The organism is Acinetobacter sp. 161(2023) (assembly GCF_037027805.1).
Taxonomy (GTDB): domain Bacteria; phylum Pseudomonadota; class Gammaproteobacteria; order Pseudomonadales; family Moraxellaceae; genus Acinetobacter.
On the sequence record NZ_JAZEYD010000021.1, the window covers coordinates 1 to 19,809 of the forward strand.

A 19,809-nucleotide genomic window follows, 5' to 3' on the forward strand; every position below is an offset into this window, starting at 1 on the left:
AATAGTGCTTCATAATCGCAGGAGTATAAAATAAATATGCTTGAGGAGCTAAGTAACTGAAACCTGTAAAGTGCATATTTAGATATAATGAAGGTATTTCTAAAGGGTTGCTAAATCTATTAACCATCTTCTTTTTTTCTTTGATTGCTTGAATAGCCTCTTCCTGATCTGCTGCAAGCCACCCACATGTTTCAAAAAAACCAAGCTCCTGACTCGCCCATTCCTCTGCTGTTAAATGAGAGTCTGGATGTTGTTTATCAAAATACCAATAACTGGTATCCGCATAATCTTCTTCGGCAAGAGTATAGTTATCCCCTAAAGTAACACCCTTATACTCTTGTTCTATTTGCTTCTTTAAAGTATCGATATTCATTTATTGTCCTAGAATCCCCAGATAAATTTTTCCAAAATTTTCAACTTTATCAAATATAGAATGCGAAAAACAGGTATAAAAAAAGGGCTTATATGTTATTAAAACGATCTTGTACATAACTTTCCTTCCGACAAAAAGCTGCCTGTTGGCAGCTTTTTTCAAATACTAATCTTCTGATAAATACCCATTAATCTAATAATTTGATCCAATTCGTTGGTAAAAATTGTTCATCATTTTCTTTATGGAATCCAGCTCTTGTAATTTTTATGCTTCTTGCACTTAAAACAAGTTCCATAGAAGGATTATTAAAGAAGAATGTAAACTTAAACCTGTTATTATTTAAATCCTCAATATCATAATCAGTTATGTAGAATTGCCCAGAACTCAAATCATCAGTAATAGTAAATCTATTAATAACTGAATTTTCAAAGGTAACTAATCCCTTCTCAAGGAAATATTTTCCTGATTCAAAATTTGAAAAAATATGAATATACAGAAGCACATTTAAGTTAAATGTCTTTGGATTAGAATCTAATAAAAACCCATAAAGTCTTGCATCATGTAATACGCCTAAAACGTTATCAAACTTACTGATCATAGCGCAACTCCACATCCACCAAAGTTATGAGCTTTGACAATACAACGACCATCAGGTAATTGATTATTTACATCATAATGCCAGTGAATTGGGCTACCTGTTTTAGCCATACAACCATGAGATCCGACATTTATATCAGGGTTTCTACCATGTCTTTCATAATGTGTTACTTTATTGAATTTTACACCTGCAGGAGGATCACATTCCTTTCTACAGTTAGGGTTAGTATTCGGATCACATTTTTCAGTAACATTATTCTCCAGCTCTTGAACAATAGGTTCAGCCTGAACAGCATCATTTAAAATATTTTGCGTTGCAGCATTAGTTGCAACCTGTGCATCCAAACTACCAGCATCTGCGTTGGAAATGACTTGTTCTGCGACAGCTTCTAGCGAAAGTGTGTTTTCAACATCCGGGTTATAATCAGGATTTACTTCTTTAACATAAAAAGATTTATCTATGCCATAAGGTGATACGTAAAGACAATTAACATCATCAGCACTAACACTAGAGAAACCGATATCAGGTCTCCATTTCTGTATTATAGATAATGAATACTCACATGCAGCTAATGGTGTCTGAAAATAAGTTCCATTACCCCATGAAGATGGAGTGTAGATATATTTTGATTCTAACTTTTGCTTATATCTGATCTGATAATTATCAGGATCCATAACCCAATCAACAGCCCCTAACAACTGCTCTACTGCAATGCTTAAAGCAATTCCACCAATTCCACCACGTAATACTTTGGCTACCTGTAAAGTATTTGGTGTTATTAATGCTGCAGAAACTCTAGAGTCTTTAACAGCATCAATTAATGTCGATGCGCCCATGACAGTTGAATTAGTAATTGACCAACCACTTAAAGGTGATATTGCTGGACTCATCATTAGTGACGAAGCTGCTAACTTGTAATTAGATGTTATTGGTACTGCTAAATCTGTTGTTTGTAATTGTGTCGTCTGTGTATCAGATGGAGACGTATCATTCTGGTTATTATCCCCACACCCCGACAACCCCAACAATATTGCTAATAAAAATAGTTTTTTCATTTATTTACCCTTATTTTCAAATATTTTATTTTACTTTTTGACAAAAAACTATATAAAAAATAAAGCTCTCTAATTGGCTTTAAATCATAGATCTCTTCTTGTGGTTGTATTCTCAGTCAAAGAACGACTAATAATCGAGTTTGGATTACCAATTCTGCCAAATATAAATGAAGAAAACAGGCATAAAAAAGGGCCTAAATCTTCTAAATTTAAGCCTTTAAAAAGCCTCTTATTTCCGCACATATAAAATCAATCAAGGCATCTCTAAATCTCTACTTGGCTCCCCATTTCCACCACTCGGTTAGCTGGTATCTGGAAGAAATCACTAGCAGGACTCGTATTTAGTTGCATAGAAATGAACAGTTTTTCACGCCATGGAACAATGCCATCACCTACGGTATGAATTACACGTTCACGTGATACAAAAAAGCTTGTATCCATAATGTTATATGGTTGATTCAACTTCGTTAAAGCCTGCTCTAATGCTTGAGGTGCATTTGGCTGCTCTTTAAATCCATAATAAGCACTAACACGTAAAAAATGCTTATCTAATACTTCGACATCAATACGTTCCGATTCATCTACATATGGAATGTCACGAGTATTCATGGTGATCAAAATATTACGTTCATGAAGTATTTTATTATGTTTTAAATTATGTAATAAAGCATGAGGAACAACTTTTGGACTACTTGTCATAAATACAGCCGTTCCACTCACCATATAAGCACTAGACTCCAAGCTCTTAATAAATAAATCTAATGGCATAGTGTCACTTTGTAACTTGCTCAGTAGTAATTCACGTCCACGGCGCCATGTCGTCATAATTATAAAAGTGATTGCACCCATCAATAATGGGAACCAGCCGCCATCTACAATTTTTAGTGAAGTTGAAGCAATAAAGAGGAGATCTGGTATTAGCAAAGGTATCGCAATTAACAACATGACCCACGATGGCCATTTCCATAAGTGATACATGATGAAAGCAACTAGAATCGTATCGCAAAACATAGTCAAAGTTACTGCAATACCATAAGCCGAAGCTAGATTAGCGCTAGATTGAAACATAAGCACTAAACTAATAATCATACCAAGCAACATCCAGTTCAATGCTGGTATATAAATCTGACCAATTTCAGATTCAGAGGTATGGTCAATCGCAAAACGTGGTAAATAACCTAATTGGATAGCTTGACGTGCCATAGAAAACACACCTGAAATAACTGCCTGAGAGGCAATCACTGTCGCAGCAGTTGCTAAAGCAATCATAGGATATAATGCTATTTTAGGCACCATCATAAAAAAAGTATTCTCGATGGCCTGCGGGTTTTGCAGAATCAATGCCCCTTGTCCTGCATAGTTTAATACCAAGCATGGTAACGCAACAAAAAACCAAGCTAATTGAATTGGCTTACGACCAAAATGGCCCATATCCGCATATAAAGCCTCTCCACCTGTAATCGTCAATACAACTGCTCCCATAACTACAAATGCAGTCACGGGGTTATTTTCAATGAAAGGAAGAGCCCAATACGGATTAAGCATATTCAAGATAAAAGGGTTCTTGATAATGTGAGATAGGCCAATAAAACCTATTGAGAAAAACCACAGTAGCATGATAGGTCCAAAAAAACGGCCTACTGATCCAGTTCCCTTTTTCTGAATCATAAATAATCCAATTAGAATCACAATCGTAATTGGTATCACATACGGTGTAAAAATAGGGGTTGCTACCGACAATCCCTCTACCGCTGACAATACTGAAATAGCTGGGGTAATAATGCCATCACCGAAAAATAATGAAGCACCAAACAAACCAATCGTAATTAACCCAAAGCGCACTTTAGGCCCAATTTGCTTATTGTGCATATTAAGAGCTAATAATGCTAAGATGCCCCCTTCACCATGATTATCAGCACGCATAATTAACATACTAAATTTCAAGGAAACCACAAGCATCAGTGCCCAAAAAATCAATGATAAAATGCCTAGAACATTCGCCTCATTTATAGGAACATTATGTGATGTATGAAAACATTGGGTAAAGGCGTAAAGTGGACTAGTACCAATATCCCCAAAAACCACACCTAAAGCACCCAATGTCATTGCTGACATTTTTTGACGACCAATCTCATGTGAACTCATCCATATCTCCTTGATATGAAAATATTATTCTTATATAGAAGCACTAACACCTATAGCTCACTATCATTGATCAAAATACAAAAATCAAGAGCATTAATAATCAATAAGATATTACTTCGTATAATAAGGGGACCAGAGGTGTTTACCTCATGCTAATAGGTGCTCCAAAGAAAAAATCTATCTATTCAAATATGGTTATATAAACCAATAAAAAAGCCCTAAACCATTAGAGTTTAGGGCTTTTTCAGTCATATAAAGCTATTTGAGTTTAAATGACTTTAAATCTTGGTAGGTATATCCAGACTCGAACTGGAGACCTCTACGATGTCAACGTAGCGCTCTAACCAACTGAGCTATACACCTAGAATGGAAAGCATAATATTCATTTTTCAAAAGCAAAACAAGTGATTTGCCATTGAAAAAAATACAAATGAGCAGACTTTGAGCAAACTCTTTTTCATTTTCCAAAAAGTAAAACGGTACATGGTTTAACCACATACCGTTTTGTTTAGCTGAATATAAAGCTCAACTTAACAAGGACATTTCTTTAAAGTACCGCCTGCCGTTGGATAACGCGCATCGACACAATAACGATAGAAAGTCTTTGCATCCATAGGTGTTAAATCAGGATGATGAGCTTTCATGTGCTCCAAATAAGTCTGATAATCTGGAACTCCAACCATCAAGCGAAAGCTTTGCTGCAAACGCTGCCACAAGGTTGCAATACGCGACCAGTTCTTTGGAGACAGCAATAGCTCTTTTTGCGAGAGCACTGTCATTTTGATGATTTTCGCAATAATGACAGTTCCATTTTTTGCAAATTTAAAATTCATCATTACTCTCCTCGTGTGGTGACCACTTCAGGATCAGCATATACAGCTGGGGATTCATTTACAGTCGGTGTCGGACTTGCTAAAGCACGGCGTACAATACCAATTGAAGCAATAATCATGACAATCGATACAATCATAAAGAAGCCACAAAGTGCAGCATTAATCTGATTAGACATCACAATGTTTTGCATCTCAGCAATAGTTTTGGCTGGTTTAAGAATTTCACCACGAGCAATCGCATCAGAGAATTTATGTGCTTGCGCTAAGAAACCAATCTTAGGATTTTCGTGGAAAATCTTTTGCCAACCCGCAGTCATACAGGTCACGAATAAGAAAATTGTTGGGATGATCGTCACCCATACATATTTTTCTTTTTTCATTTTAAACAAAATGACTGTACCCAAAATGAGAGCCATTGAAGCCAACATTTGGTTACCAACACCAAATAAAGGCCATAAGGAGTTAACACCACCTAATGGATCAATCACACCTTGATAGACGAAGAAGCCCCATCCACCTACCGCAACGGCTGTTCCGACCAAATTACCAATAAATGAACCAGAAGTTTTAACCGCAGGAATAACAATACCAACTGTGTCTTGCACCATGAAACGACAAGCACGAGTACCCGCATCTACAGCAGTTAAAATAAACAATGCTTCAAATAAAATAGCAAAGTGATACCAGAACGCCATCATTGAACGGCTATTGAAAATTTCCGAAATGATATGTGCCATACCAATCGCAAAGGTAGGCGCACCACCCGTACGCGATAAAATCGAAGATTCTCCGACTTCCTGTGCCAACACAGTTAACATTTCAGGGGTAACAACAAATCCTAAATTACGTACAGCTTCTGCCGCTGATTCTACAGTTGTACCAAGTACAGCCGCAGGTGCATTAATTGCAAAGTACACGCCTGGGTCTAAGACAGTTGCACAGATCATCGCCATGATACCGACGAAAGATTCCATGAGCATACCGCCGTAGCCAATTACACGAATATCAGCTTCGTTATCGATGAGTTTTGGTGTGGTTCCACTCGATACAAGCGCATGGAAACCAGAAATAGCACCACAGGCAATGGTAATAAATAAGAATGGAAATAAACTGCCTGAGAAAACAGGACCAGTACCATCAATAAAATGAGTCACTGCTGGCATTTTCAATTCAGGTAATGCAATGATAATACCGACTGCTAAACCGAGAATGACACCAATTTTAAGGAACGTTGATAGGTAATCACGTGGTGCTAACAGTAACCAGACAGGTAATACTGAGGCGATAAATCCATAAATGATTAAACACCATGTGAGCTGTGTTCCAGTTAAGGTAAAAAACTCACCCCAATAAGGATCTGCTGCAACGTGTCCACCATAGACAATGGCAAGCATCATTAAGACGAAGCCAATAATAGAAACTTCAGCAATACGTCCCGGGCGAATAAACCGCATGTAAACGCCCATAAATAATGCGATTGGAATAGTCGCTGCAATAGTAAAAACACCCCATGGACTATGGGCAAGTGCTTTAACCACAACTAAAGCCAATACGGCAAGGATAATAATCATTACCCCAAGCGCACCAAGCATTACAACGATACCAGCAAAAGAACCCAGTTCCTGTTTTGCCATTTCACCAAGCGAACGACCGTCTCGACGCGTTGAAATAAATAAAACTAAAAAGTCTTGTACTGCCCCCGCGACAACCACACCGACCAGTAGCCAGAGCGTTCCAGGTAAAAAGCCCATTTGTGCAGCCAAAATTGGCCCGACTAACGGCCCCGCTCCTGCAATTGCCGCAAAGTGGTGACCAAAAAGTACATATTTGTTGGTGGGAACATAATCCAGACCATCGGCTAAACGATGTGCTGGGGTTAAACGTCTTGGGTTTAATTCAAATACTTTAGTTGCAATAAATAGACTATAAAATCGATATGCGATGCTATATACACATGCTGCAGCAAGTACAAGCCAAACCGCATTAACATGTTCACCACGACTGAGTGCCAGCATCCCAAAAGAAATCGCACCTATAATTGCCACTAGGCTCCAGACCAGCTTGGAGGGAAGCGTAGATTTCGCTTGCATTGTGTCCATTCTTAACCTCTCAATAAATAACTACAGCATTTTTATATTGTTATGTACTGTTCTATCAAATCCTTGTGACTGTACTCCTCCTTTAATTTTTTTCCTCTTATACTTTCGCATAAAAAAAGGGATGATTTACATCATCCCTTCGATAATAGTTTATTTTTTAACTATTATGCACGCTCTAAATAATCGCCAGTACGAGTATCTACACGAACGCTATCTTCTTGCTGAACAAATAACGGAACACGAACAACCGCACCTGTTTCAAGCTTAGCTGGTTTACCGCCACCGCCAGATGTATCACCGCGTACACCTGGATCAGTTTCAACAATTTTTAATACTACGAAGTTCGGCGCACTTACAGTTAAAGGCACGCCGTTGAACAACATAATAGTACATTTTTCATTTGAATCATCTTTTAACCATTTAGCTGCATCGCCCATTGCAGTTTTGTCTGCAGCGATTTGCTCAAAAGTTACAGGATCCATGAAGTTCCAAAGTTCGCCATCATTGTATAAGTAGTCCATTTCTACTTCTACGATGTCAGCAGCTTCTACAGTATCGCCAGACTTAAAAGTTTTTTCTAAAACTTTACCAGTTCTAAGGTTACGTAATTTTACGCGGTTGAACGCTTGACCTTTACCTGGCTTTACGTATTCATTTTCCATGATTGAACATGGGTTACTGTCAAGCATGACCTTAAGGCCCGGCTTGAAATCATTTGTAGAATAATTGGCCATGACTGGCACACTCCAAACTTAACAAGTCAACTATGCGATATAATGCGTTCTTGCATTATCTTAATCGTGTCAAATGATAAACTATTTATACCAAGAGCAAAACTGGCAATCGCAACTGAGTGACCTTATTACTGATCCGTCGGAGTTGCTCAACCTACTCGAGTTATCCACCGATCAGCTATTATCAGGTGCGATTCTGGCTTCTGAACAGTTTAAATTGCGTGTTCCTCGCGCGTTCGTCGGAAAAATGAACGCTAAAGACCCGTTTGATCCGCTTTTGTTACAGGTTTTACCTCATCATTTAGAACTCGAAGAACATCCTGAATTTGTAACTGACCCTTTGGGCGAAGAAGCAGCAAATCAATTACCCGGCGTATTACATAAATATAAATCACGCTTTTTACTGACTTTGACGGGCGCTTGTGCCGTACATTGCCGTTATTGTTTCCGTCGTCATTTTCCCTATCAAGAAAATTTGCCGAAAAATGATGACTGGCTAAATATTAAAAATTATATTGAAGCGAATCCTCATATTAATGAGATCATTTTGAGTGGTGGAGATCCCCTTACGCTTTCTAACCGTAAATTAGCACTTTGGCTAGAACGTTTATCATCTCTCAAACAAATTAAGATTCTGAGAATTCATTCACGAGTTCCAATTGTTATTCCAAACCGGATCGACGAAGAGCTGATTTCTTTATTAAAAAACAGTAGGCTGCGTATTATTCTGGTGGTACACTCAAACCACGCTTCTGAACTCGATGACTTTACCTGTTCAAAATTGTTGCAGTTATCTGCCGAGCACATTACTGTACTTAATCAGGCAGTATTGCTTAAAGGTGTTAATGATTCTGCACAAATATTAATTGATTTAAGTTATCGTTTATTTGAAGCTCGCGTTATGCCTTATTACTTACATGTTTTAGATAAAGTAAAAGGTGCGCAACATTTTGATTTAATACCATCTGAGATAGATGATATATATCGTGATGTGTTAGCGAACCTACCGGGGTATTTGGTTCCTAAACTCGTCAGGGAAATTGCGGGCGAAAAGAATAAAACACCGCTTTTTGGGGCAACAACATTTTGAGTTATATAATAAGTGATGATGAATAATGCACTATCAGACATTTTTCACAATCAAACCGAGCTCACTCGTGAACGGTTAAGCTTTTGTGAAGCCAATATTAAAGATCTTAATGAATGGGTCACTACCCTTTCTATTATGCAACTCGGCGATACGTCAAAAGCATTGTTCACCGCTATTTTAGAGCTCAATGAATTAAAATGTAGCGAAACCTTACGTTTTGATCTTATACAAACGCTTCATCCCACTATTAATAACGTTCTTGCAAGTCTAGAAAAAAACTTTTTCAATCAGGGTGTTATTAGTACAGATCGTAATGAGCATATTATTGAGTTAGCAATGTTGCTGCGTTGCTATTTCGCCAGTATTTATTTAAATATTGCGCAAAATAGCCATGAGCAATTACAGCATCAAAAGTTTTCTCTATTTGCCTATAAACAAAAAAAGAATTTGCAAACGGCGCGTACTTTATCAACTTTCCATGCCCTACAACAATTAACCAATCTCTTATATCAGCAGCACATGCTCTATAGTGAACCGGTCAAAGGGCAATGGTTAATTGCACATCAACTCTATGAAACCGCAGTTCAACATAAATATCATCTGGTAAACATTAACCATATTCAGGGCGTACATCACCCTCTCGCAAATATTACCCAAGCGTATGCTCAGCTGATTTTGCTCGATATTTTAAATACAAATCAGATTCGCCAGTCAGAAATTCAGGCTTTATTCCAATGTAGTTTTGACTGGGCAAGAATGATTCATATTTTGCCGAAAGATACAGCTTTAACCAAATATGTGGTCGACCCAAATAAAGACCATCCGCCGGTTTACAACACCAAACGCAGCTCTAACTTTAGCCCAAGCATTTTTATAGGCACACAGGCTTTACTTGAGCATGTCACTGCAACCATGCACAAAAATGCACAATACATTTCCAAGAATGAAAAGTTTTATTTAAGCCCAGCTTTAAAGTTTCATGTTCAAACAATTTTAGGTACAACGGCTCAACGTCGCCATGAACGTTATGAATATAATGCAGAGCTACAAATTTGTTTCGGTTTAAGTACTGCTCATTTCTATCTATCGAAAGCAAAAAACTTTGAAGAAACGCTACAACTTAACAATAACTACAACTTACAAAGTGAGTCTAAAGTTTTATCCAATTTAGAGAAAAAAGAACAACAAACGTCATCCTATCAACGCTTAAGTCGTGAAACTAAAACCATTTATCAAACGACTGTTCTCGATATTAGTGTAAATGGATATCGTATTAAATGGTCTGGGGAAGCACCGAAAAATCTAAGAACCGGTGAATATATTTTAGTTAAAGAAACCTTGCATGGACAATGGCGTGGTGGCGTAATCCGCTGGATTAAACAGTCGACAGAAAAATCTCTAGAGTTAGGTCTAGAGATTTTGTCACAGGCGATGTTCCCTTGCGCAGTACATATTCAAGCTGAGCGTCATACACGCAATTATCATCCTGCACTATTACTACAAACACAAAATCTAGAAGAAATACAAAATACGTTGATTTTACCGGGGTCACAAATTTTTAGAGAGCAACAAACAATTCATTTACGATTGGGGACAGAAGAAATCAAAGTGTATCTACTCAAAGCACAACTCATTACTCAAAGTTTTATTCAATTTCATTTCGAACTTTTGAATGAGCAGCAACAAAATCTGCTTGATCAGTTCATGATGAAAAAGAATAGCAACTCTAGCAGTCAAGATTTATGGGAAGCACTAAAGTGAGAAACTCTTTATTATCTAAAAAGTTAAAACGTACTGAAACACGTTTACTCATTATTGATGACAACCAGCTACGTTATAACCAGATTTTAAATTTATTATTGGGGAATAATTATCAAGTCCACGCTTTACTACTTGATGATCTAAAAAGTTTCGAAAAACAGTTAAATACGCCTTGGGATGCTATTATTTTTGGTCGTGCTTATGACCTAAAAATTGAACAAACTCTCTCCCTTATTCAAGCATCTGAGCAGCCACATTTACCTGTTTTATTATTGCAACCAGAAGATTATCAACCTCAGCAATATCAGGCGTATATTCATAAAGGTATTTATGATGTAGTTCCATTAGAACCTTTAGATTATTTTTATATCACGCTTATTCGGACCTTGTCGTATAGTCACTTATTGCAAACCGAGCAACGTCTGATAAATGAACTAGAGACTATTCACTCTCATACACAAACGTTAGTCAATAACAGCCATAAAGCAGTTGCCCTCTTTCAAGAAGGCATGCACGTTAAGGCAAATACAGAATACCTTAACCTTTTTGGCTTTAAGCAAGAAGAAGAGATTATTGGCCTGCCCATCTTAGATGTTTTACAACCCAATGATTTAAATATTTTTAAACAAAGATTTAAGAAGATTTCATTAGGCCAATTTGATCAGGCGCGTTTTGAAATTCAGAGTCAGCACGCAGCAATTTCAGGTAATAATGCTTTAAAACTTGAATTTATTCCTAGTCAGGAAGAAGACGCCGTACAGTTAACCATTGACTATCAAATGGATTTACAAACACCTGCAAATACAGTTTTTTCTGAAAAGAGTTACGGGACAATTACACCGTGGCAACAGATTAATCGACAGCTATCAACACACCCTGCTCAAGCGAATGCATTGGTTTTATTTAGATTAAGTCAGTGTCCAGAACGTGTGTTTCAACTAAATTGGCAAACGCCTGGGCAATATTTTAATCAGCTGCAAAGTTTCCTGAAAGAACAGGCTCAAATGCCGATTTTCAATCTTGAACTTGGAGCATATCTTGGGGTCTTGCAAGCCGAAAACAGTACAGTCCTTCACTCCCAATTGGCTAGTCTGCAAAGTTTGCAAAAAGAGCATTTATTAACGATTGATGAACTTAATTACTCAGTACAATTCAAACTGAGTTATGCCCAAATTACTGAACAGTTAAATGAAACTAACTTTGCAAAGCTTATTGATCAAACAAATCAGCAAGAGCTACCTAAGGCAAAGTCAGAAATTGAGTTAGTGCCAACCATCGATATTATCTCTTCTGAACCTACCAGCTCTTCTCTGTCACTTGATTTAAGCCTTCAACAGGTTGATGCTCCTGTGCAGTCACCGCTATTGCAGCAATTAAAGCAACAGCTAGCACGGGGTGAAATTCATTTAAAATATCAGCAGATCTATGATAAGCATGATCAAGAAACCCATAACTATGAAGTGACTAGCGGTTTTATTGCAGATGAACAGTGGCATGATTTAAATGATTTAGTCGCATTAAGAGATGATAGCGAACTTTCTATTCAATTAGACCGTTGGATTTTGGTCGAAGCTTGCAAGCAGTTACATAATTTCATTACGCAGTACCCGAAAGCTAAGCTGATTATTAACTTGAATATTGATATCTTACTCAAAGATAAATCAGCCCCTGAGCTTATTTCGAAATTACTCACCATTATTGGTAGTAAGCAAGAAAGCCCGTTGATTTTACAATTTTCAGAGCAAGCGATTCAGCCACACCTTGCAATTGCGCAGCAGCTCATAGCCCGTCTACGTCAACACGGCGCAGAAATTTCAATTCGAGATTTCACATCTTCTATGTATAGTGAATCAATATTACAACAACTTGATGTTCAATATTTAAAATTGCAATCGAAGAAGACAGAGCTATTAAACTCAGACGCTGGCTTATCACAATTACAGGAAAAAATTCTGAATTATTTGACTGTAAAACCTGTGGGGATTTTACTTGCAGATCTTAATGATATGAACTTATTTGCGAACGCTTGGAATGTGGAAGCACGTTTCTTACAAGGTCGCTATTTCCAGAAAAAACTTGATCGCTTAACAGACGTACAAGACCAATAATGGTCTTGTCGTTCATAAACAAAAAACGGGCATAAAGCCCGTTTTTTGTTTCGTTTTTCAGTATTAACGCTTGATAGTGCGAGACATACCAGAAAAACGTTGTTTGAATTTGTCGATACGACCACCAGTGTCTACATTCTTTTGCTTACCAGTGTAGAAAGGGTGGCAAGCTGAACATACGTCAAGGTAGATAGTGTCTTTACCTAAAGCAGAACGAGTTTCGATTACGTTACCGCAAGAACAAGTTGCTACTAATGTTGCATATTTTGGGTGAATATCGGCGCGCATCGTCGATTACTCCTAATTTAGAAAGGCTTAAGCTGTTATCGCAATTGATCACTCTCAATATAAATCGAGGAAAGCTCAAAATGAGCAGATCAACACCACAACAGACCATTCTTTTGGCTCACCGAAACCCCTAGGGTTAGAGCTAAGCACAACAAGTGGACAAGATTATACGTCAAATAATTTTTATTTGCGAATTAATCTTTAGATTTAGCCCAGTAATTTGCAATGACCCCGCAAACCATTAATTGGATTTGGTGAAAGATCATAATAGGTAACACAATCATGCCTAAAGGCTGGCCAATAAATAAGATTTGCGCCATCGGCACACCACTTGCCAATGTCTTTTTTGAGCTGCAAAAGAAAACCGTAACTTGATCTGCCCGGTTAAATCCCAAAGCACGCGGTAAATAAAGTGCTAATAGCATAATGATGGTTAAAAGAACTGAACAAGCCACCACTAAAATAAGTAAGGTTTTCCAGTTCACCTGATGCCAAAGCCCTGCGACCACTGCCCCACTGAATGCACCATACACCACCATCAAAATTGAGCCTTGATCAAATGCTTTAACAATACTTGGAACTTTTGCCATATAAGGAAAAATATAAGGACGTAATATTTGCCCTAAAATAAATGGCACTAACAACAACAACGTAATTTGTATAATTGAAGCCGTTGGATCGAACCCATGTTGGCTTTGGCCTAAAATAAAAAAGCTCACCAACACGGGTGTAATAAACATACCAATCAAATTTGAAAAAGATGCACTACAGACCGCTCCTGCCACGTTCCCTTTTGCAACTGATGTAAATGCAATAGAAGATTGAACTGTAGAGGGTAAAAAGCACATAAACAAAAAACCCCAGTAAAGCTGCTGACCTAATAGCGGTAACAGAATTGGCTTAGCTAACAAACCAATCACTGGAAAAACAAAAAAAGTAAATGCGAATACTAGTAAATGCATTTTCCAATGCAAAACGCCTTCGATTACAGCCTCACGAGACAACTTCGCCCCATGCAAAAAAAATAAGATTGCAATCGCGACTGTGGTCAGTGTATTGAAATATTGCGCTGCTTGACCAGTGACTGGAAAAAATGTTGCTAGCAGTACCATTCCAACTAACAAAACTGTAAATCGATCAAGTGCCAATAACTTCAACATAGCCACATCCTATGATTATTTTAGATAAATAAAAAACCCAGCTGATAAATTGACCATTCGGTCAGCTATTCATCATACTGGGCTCTAAAAATAAAGCTAGGCTTTTAAGACCTAAATCTTAAAGTCCTTAAGTCATTTATTTAGTTATTTTTGGCATTAGCATCTTGTTGAATGAGTTCGATTTTGTAGCCATCTGGATCTTCAACAAAGGCAATAACCGTAACACCACTCTTCATTGGGCCAGCTTCACGCACAACTTTGCCACCACGCGCTTTAATTTCTTCACACGCTTTATAGGCATCGTCAACGCCAATGGCAATATGGCCATACGCATTGCCTAACTCATAACTTGATGTATCCCAGTTATGAGTAAGTTCAAGCACCGTATTGGTTTCTTCATCACCATAACCAACAAATGCCAGTGTAAAACGCCCTTCTTCATAATCACGCTTACGAAGTAACTTCATTCCTAATACTTCGGTATAGAACTTTAAAGATTGTTCTAAATTGCCTACTCGCAACATTGTATGAAGCATTCGCATGTTTATTCACCTGCCTTTTCTGTTTCATGTGTTTGATGATCTTTGAGTAGTTTTCCAACCCAAACCACTAAAATTAAGATTGGAATCCCGATCAATGTAGTCATCAAAAAGAAGTTTGGGTATCCAATATTACTCACTATGGTACCTGAATATCCACCCAAAAGTTTTGGTGTGAGTGTCATGAGTGAACTAAAGATTGCATATTGAACAGCTGTGAATGAAACACTCGTTAAACTCGAAAGGAATGCAATAAATGCCGCACCAGCTAAACCTGAAGCCAAGTTATCAAGAACAATCGCGCAGTAAAGCCATAGTGAACTATAAGGTTTGATGACTTTACCACTCATCTCAACTTCTTTACCTGATTGAGTATCAATGTATGGTAGAGGTTCAATGTTTACATCCAATTCAGCTTTTGGTGCAGAATTTGAAGCTACTTCATAGGGGTGAGAAATCGATAATACTTTTTGATTTCCTTCAACAACCGAAGCAGTAAGTTGCTTACTTGGTGATGACAATAGTTTCTGCATATCAATTGCAGTATTAAACACGCCTTTTTGATCTGTCATTTTTGCATCAAAATTTTGCCCATCAAGAGTCACCACAATCTTTTGAGTAGGCGATAAAGCTTTTCCAAAATATTGACCACGAACCACAATACTTCCTTCAGAAGATTTAGCAGTAATTTGGTCACTTCCCATTAAAGGTAAAATTTGTAGAGGTGATTTAGCTAATTCAGTGGTGAGTAATGGCTGAGTACGGATTACAGATGGCACAGTATCTTGTGCAGCATAAGCAGCTTTTACATCAATTTGTTTTGTGCTATTAAAAGTAGAACTTGGGACTTTAAGCTTCCAATACCCTACTTCATCTGGCTTAACTTTATAATGATTATCGCCAACTTGAACATCAACCATATCAAGCGGTTTTCCGGATTTTACTAAACCAATAAAAATGAGATTAGTAGAGCTTGCCAATACAGCACCCACAAACATGAGTTTCATAATGTTCATGCGCTGCGCTAATAAGCCACCTAAGAAGCCGCCAACCAAGCTAAAAATAACACCGTAAACTTTTACAGCTTCAGCAATTTCTTCTTTACTAAAGTTTAAATCTTGATAAAAGACATTTGAAATAACGCCAGCAATAATGTCTGAAATACGGAAGAAACCAATCAAAAGTAATAAGACTAAAGCAAGTTTGACACCATAACGTTTAAAGAAATCTAAAATCGGTGCAATCCATGTCTCTTTAGCCATTTGTTGGTTAACCAAGCCAAATTTAACCAGTAAATAACCCATAAAAATGGCACAAGCTGTGGCTGTTAAAAATCTTAAAGCTTCTAAACCAAACAAACTTGCACTATCGTGAATATTGCCAGCTTTTGAAATTGCCTCAGTAATTTGGCCTGAGTAAATATAAGTTATAACAAATGAGATGACCGCTATAAAAAACACTAAAACCAAACGGTAATAATCTGTGGTTTTATAGTTTTTATATACTCGATTAACTTTAGGTTCACGAACAAGCAGAGTTGTAACAATACCTACTGACATAACGGCTGCCATTGTTAAATAGGTCGTTTTCCAAGCCTCGTAAATATAATTACCTTTTGCGGTTCCTAAATGTGCTGCTAAGAATAATGCACCAGCACCCGCTACAATCATACCAATACGGTAACCCGCATTATAAGTAGATGCCAACACGGTTTGCATTTCTGTTTCAGCTAATTCAATACGGTAAGCATCAATTACAATATCTTGCGTTGCAGCTGAAAAGCCAAGCAATACTGCACCTGCCGCCATTTGAACGAGGTAACTATGACCCAAAGATGGGTCAGCAAAAGCCATCGTACAAATTGCAAGCACGATTAAACACTGCGCGATAAGCAACCAAGCACGTCTTCGACCTAAAACCTTGGTCAAAACTGGTACTGGTAACTCATCAATTAAAGGAGCCCAAACAAACTTAAAGGAATATCCCAAAGCTGCCCAACTGAAGAAAGTGACTGCACTTTTATCGATACCCGCCTCTCCAAGCCATAAAGAAAGACTAGAGAAAATTAATAAAATTGGAATTCCGGCAGAAAAACCAAGAAATAGCATAATTAATGCACGGCGATCTAAAAATGCTTTAAAAGCCGAGACCCAACCCGAAGCTTGTGTGGTCATTCGTTTTTTATTTTCCATAAATTATAAATGTGCCTATTCAAACTCTTCTTACAATTGCTTTCAAGATTCTTTATGCAAACATTTTGGGTTTGGCGATAAAAACCGCAAGTTTGCTTGATATTTTATGCTAAACCTGTATACCTTTAGGCTTCAAACTTCGTTTTCTTTTGCTGGATATCAACAGTGACACAAAAACTTGATCAAGTGACTATTTCAACTTTATCACTCGCTAAAACAAACACCACAAACGTCACAGTAAATGCATTTCCTTCAGCTTTTGAGAAACCTGATATAAAAATGACCTTAGATAAGACAGTTTTAAAACCTGAACAACTTACACATATCCCAGATTTTGAAAAAATTCCAGCTTCGACAAAACGCATCAAACCTCTTAATAATTTTTTAGGTCAAGATCGTGCCAAAGCATCTGTAGAGGCAGGAATTTCTTTGCCCTACTCAGGCTATAACATTTTTGCAGTAGGAACTGCTGGTTTAGGCAAACGTACGATGATCAAACGTTTGTTACAGCAGCACGCCAAAACAATGCCAACGCCTGATGACTGGGTGTATGTCTATAATTTCAAACAAGCACGTCAACCTATTGCCCTACGTTTCCCAGCAGGTCAAGGGACTAAGTTTCAACAAGCACATGAGCAAACTTGGCAAATTATTTTAAAACAACTTGAACGCCGTTTTAGTGCAGAGACTTATCACAACCGTATTGAGCGCATCCGTCAGGAAACAGGTGATGTACAACAGCAAGCGCTTGTTGAACTGACCAAAGAAGGCGAAGAACTCGATTTAAAACTTATTTCGCGTAATGAAAAACACGGCTTTGTGCCTATACAAGTCAAAGACGATCAAATTCAAGAACTTACCCAAACAGATATTGACGCTTTAAATAGTAAACAACGCGCGGAAATTGCTGCCAATATTCGCTATATGGATAAAAAGCTGGATCGCCTTGGTCTACATTTAGGTGATTTAGAAGACGTTGCACGTGACAAAGTGTCTGTGTTAAATCGAGATATTGCAACGCAAGTCGTTATGCCAAGAATGGATCTTATTTTAAATAAATATGGTCAAGTTAAAGGACTCGAAGATTACTTAAAACAATATGCGCAAGATATTATTGATAATGTAGAACTGATTTTAGAACAAGATGAAGATGATTATGCTCCATCAATGTTCAATCGTGTTCCTGCACGTTATCAAGCCAATGTCATTGTTGCAAATAAACCAAATAGCGGCGCTCCTGTTATTTTTGAAGACTTTCCAACACACTATAATTTATTGGGTCATGTTGAACAGCTCACCCATAACGGCACAATTATCACAGATTTCACTTTGATCCGTCCGGGTTCATTGCATCAAGCCAATGGCGGCTTTTTAATGCTTGAAGCTGAGCAGTTACTCGAACAGCCTTATGCTTGGCAAGGTTTAAAACGCGCGCTTAAATCTGGGCAGCTTAGATTGTCTTCACTCGAACATATGCTGACTTTAACAGGCAGTATTTCGATTGAACCAGCTGCAATTCCGCTCGACATTAAAGTGATATTAATGGCGGAACCTGAAATTTATTATGAAATTTTAGAAGTTGAGCCGGAACTTGGCAGTGTTTTTAAAATTCGTGCAGATTTTACTGATACTCTTCAACGCAATGAAACAAATGAACAAGCTTATATGCAGTTGATTGCTGACTATGTACAAGCTGATAAATTATTACCATTTGATCGTAGTGCTTTAGCAGCTTTATTAACTGATTCTAGCCGCCAAGCTGAAGATCAGAGCTCGTTATCATTACATGCCTCTACTCTAGGTGATCTCATCCGAGAAGCGCACCACCATGCGTTTAAAGGTGAAGATAAGATCGTCACTGAACAGCATATCAACCTTGCTCTACAACATCGTCAATACCGCTTAGGCTATTTAAGGGAGCTTTACTGGCAAGATCTTTCACGTGGTACACAATTAATCGAAACGTCAGGATACCGTTTAGGTCAGATCAATGCCCTCTCCGTCATTCATTATGCGGATGTTGAGTTTGGTTTACCTTCACGTTTAACAGCATCTGTTTATCAAGGTGGTGGTGATATTCTTGATATTGAACGTAGTGTAGAACTGGGTGGTTCACTTCATGCTAAGGGCGTGTTGCTCATGTCTAGCTTCTTGAAAGCTCACTTTGGCCGTGAACAGATTTTGCACTTCTCTGCTGCGCTTGCATTTGAACAGAGTTATGGTCAAGTCGATGGTGATAGTGCCACTGTTGCTGAGCTTTCAGCATTAATTTCTGCGATTAGCCAAATACCAATTGATCAATCATGGGCAATTACCGGCTCTATGAACCAGTTAGGACAAGTTCAGCCAATTGGTGGTGTAAATGCAAAAATTGAAGGCTTTTATGATGCATGTAAATTGCAAGGTCTGACAGGTAAGCAAGGTGTCATTATTCCTCGTCAAAACATGCAGCATTTAATGTTACGTCAAGATGTTATTGATGCTGTTCGCAGCGGTCAATTCCATATCCATGCGATTGATACGATTGATCAGGCACTTGAAATTTTAATGGCTCGTCCGGTCGGTACACTCGATAAAAAGGGTAAATACAGCAAAAATTCAATTTATGCGGCAGTGATGGAACAACTTGAATATTGGCAAGCCATTGAAGATGGTGCTGAAATTGAAGAAGAGCCAAAAAAGAAGAAGAAAAATAAGAAAAAAATTAAGAAGCATGAAGAACTTACTGCTAATGATCTGTCACAAGAAAATGCAGAAGAAGTTGCCACATTAAAACAGAAATAATAAAAAAGGACCTGTAAAATACAGGCCCTTTTTACTTTTAGACTTGCAAA

The 19,809-nt window shown here is 37.8% G+C and carries 13 protein-coding genes, 1 tRNA gene and 2 pseudogenes; 4 read left to right on the top strand and 12 right to left on the bottom strand.

Annotated elements, in window-relative coordinates; genetic code table 11:
• The 8 genes and pseudogenes from WA249_RS17345 to efp form a co-directional block, all read right to left on the bottom strand.
• Positions 1-373 (bottom strand): annotated as a pseudogene (locus WA249_RS17345) (DUF6714 family protein); the annotation flags it as partial.
• Positions 374-560: 187 nt separating this feature from the next.
• On the bottom strand, positions 561-971 hold the full coding sequence (locus WA249_RS17350) for a hypothetical protein (RefSeq protein ID WP_336170558.1): 411 nt from the start codon (positions 969-971) through the stop codon (positions 561-563).
• Between the two features lie 236 nt (positions 972-1,207).
• Positions 1,208-2,026 (bottom strand): annotated as a pseudogene (locus WA249_RS17355) (hypothetical protein); the annotation flags it as partial.
• 264 nt (positions 2,027-2,290) lie between these two features.
• Positions 2,291-4,171 carry a potassium transporter Kup gene (locus WA249_RS17360; protein WP_336170562.1) on the bottom strand — a complete coding sequence of 627 codons (1,881 nt, stop codon included), beginning with the start codon at positions 4,169-4,171 and terminating at the stop codon, positions 2,291-2,293.
• 286 nt (positions 4,172-4,457) lie between these two features.
• Positions 4,458-4,534 (bottom strand) — tRNA-Val (locus tag WA249_RS17365).
• 167 nt (positions 4,535-4,701) lie between these two features.
• The gene (locus WA249_RS17370) at positions 4,702-5,007 is read right to left on the bottom strand and encodes a YbdD/YjiX family protein (protein WP_336170564.1); all 306 of its coding nucleotides are present in this window, start codon (positions 5,005-5,007) and stop codon (positions 4,702-4,704) included.
• Positions 5,007-7,103: a carbon starvation CstA family protein gene (locus WA249_RS17375; RefSeq protein WP_336170566.1), complete on the bottom strand. Its 2,097-nt coding sequence runs from the start codon at positions 7,101-7,103 to the stop codon at positions 5,007-5,009. The genes WA249_RS17370 and WA249_RS17375 overlap by 1 nt, the downstream gene beginning before the upstream one ends.
• Positions 7,104-7,267: 164 nt before the next feature.
• Positions 7,268-7,837, bottom strand: a complete 570-nt coding sequence (gene efp, locus WA249_RS17380) for an elongation factor P (RefSeq protein ID WP_004643557.1) — start codon at positions 7,835-7,837, stop codon at positions 7,268-7,270.
• 73 nt (positions 7,838-7,910) lie between these two features.
• Between efp and epmB the strand changes: the two genes are divergently transcribed.
• From epmB to WA249_RS17395, 3 genes are read left to right on the top strand one after another with little or no spacing between them, the layout of a single operon-like run.
• Positions 7,911-8,927, top strand: a complete 1,017-nt coding sequence (gene epmB, locus WA249_RS17385; protein WP_336170568.1) for an EF-P beta-lysylation protein EpmB — start codon at positions 7,911-7,913, stop codon at positions 8,925-8,927.
• 15 nt (positions 8,928-8,942) lie between these two features.
• Positions 8,943-10,688, top strand: coding sequence for a GTPase (locus WA249_RS17390; RefSeq protein WP_336170625.1), 1,746 nt, complete (start codon positions 8,943-8,945; stop codon positions 10,686-10,688).
• On the top strand, positions 10,685-12,796 hold the full coding sequence (locus tag WA249_RS17395) for an EAL domain-containing protein (protein ID WP_336170570.1): 2,112 nt from the start codon (positions 10,685-10,687) through the stop codon (positions 12,794-12,796). The genes WA249_RS17390 and WA249_RS17395 overlap by 4 nt, the downstream gene beginning before the upstream one ends.
• A gap of 63 nt (positions 12,797-12,859) precedes the next feature.
• On the opposite strand, the gene rpmE is transcribed toward WA249_RS17395, so the two are convergent.
• The 4 genes from rpmE to WA249_RS17415 form a co-directional block, all read right to left on the bottom strand.
• Positions 12,860-13,084, bottom strand: a complete 225-nt coding sequence (rpmE, locus tag WA249_RS17400; RefSeq protein WP_016137464.1) for a 50S ribosomal protein L31 — start codon at positions 13,082-13,084, stop codon at positions 12,860-12,862.
• Between the two features lie 194 nt (positions 13,085-13,278).
• Positions 13,279-14,250 (bottom strand): bile acid:sodium symporter family protein, encoded by a 972-nt coding sequence (locus tag WA249_RS17405; RefSeq protein WP_336170574.1) that lies wholly within the window; start codon positions 14,248-14,250, stop codon positions 13,279-13,281.
• Between the two features lie 134 nt (positions 14,251-14,384).
• Positions 14,385-14,786: a lactoylglutathione lyase gene (gloA, locus tag WA249_RS17410; RefSeq protein ID WP_336170575.1), complete on the bottom strand. Its 402-nt coding sequence runs from the start codon at positions 14,784-14,786 to the stop codon at positions 14,385-14,387.
• 2 nt (positions 14,787-14,788) lie between these two features.
• The gene (locus tag WA249_RS17415; protein WP_336170576.1) at positions 14,789-16,975 is read right to left on the bottom strand and encodes an AmpG family muropeptide MFS transporter; all 2,187 of its coding nucleotides are present in this window, start codon (positions 16,973-16,975) and stop codon (positions 14,789-14,791) included.
• Positions 16,976-17,140: 165 nt separating this feature from the next.
• Here WA249_RS17415 and WA249_RS17420 point away from each other — a divergent pair, with 165 nt between their 5' ends.
• Complete coding sequence (locus WA249_RS17420; RefSeq protein ID WP_336170577.1) at positions 17,141-19,759, top strand: Lon protease family protein; 2,619 nt, start codon at positions 17,141-17,143, stop codon at positions 19,757-19,759.
• Positions 19,760-19,809: the final 50 nt, after the last annotated feature.

Bases quoted from the DNA above. Each gene is read 5' to 3' on its own strand.
- WA249_RS17360 (WP_336170562.1), bottom strand. From the start codon at position 4,171: ATGAGTTCACATGAGATTGGTCGTCAAAAAATGTCAGCAATGACATTG.
- WA249_RS17350 (WP_336170558.1), bottom strand. From the start codon at position 971: ATGATCAGTAAGTTTGATAACGTTTTAGGCGTATTACATGATGCAAGA.
- epmB (WP_336170568.1), top strand. From the start codon at position 7,911: ATGATAAACTATTTATACCAAGAGCAAAACTGGCAATCGCAACTGAGT.
- gloA (WP_336170575.1), bottom strand. From the start codon at position 14,786: ATGCGAATGCTTCATACAATGTTGCGAGTAGGCAATTTAGAACAATCT.
- WA249_RS17370 (WP_336170564.1), bottom strand. From the start codon at position 5,007: ATGATGAATTTTAAATTTGCAAAAAATGGAACTGTCATTATTGCGAAA.
- rpmE (WP_016137464.1), bottom strand. From the start codon at position 13,084: ATGCGCGCCGATATTCACCCAAAATATGCAACATTAGTAGCAACTTGT.
- WA249_RS17415 (WP_336170576.1), bottom strand. From the start codon at position 16,975: ATGGAAAATAAAAAACGAATGACCACACAAGCTTCGGGTTGGGTCTCG.
- efp (WP_004643557.1), bottom strand. From the start codon at position 7,837: ATGGCCAATTATTCTACAAATGATTTCAAGCCGGGCCTTAAGGTCATG.
- WA249_RS17390 (WP_336170625.1), top strand. From the start codon at position 8,943: ATGATGAATAATGCACTATCAGACATTTTTCACAATCAAACCGAGCTC.
- WA249_RS17375 (WP_336170566.1), bottom strand. From the start codon at position 7,103: ATGGACACAATGCAAGCGAAATCTACGCTTCCCTCCAAGCTGGTCTGG.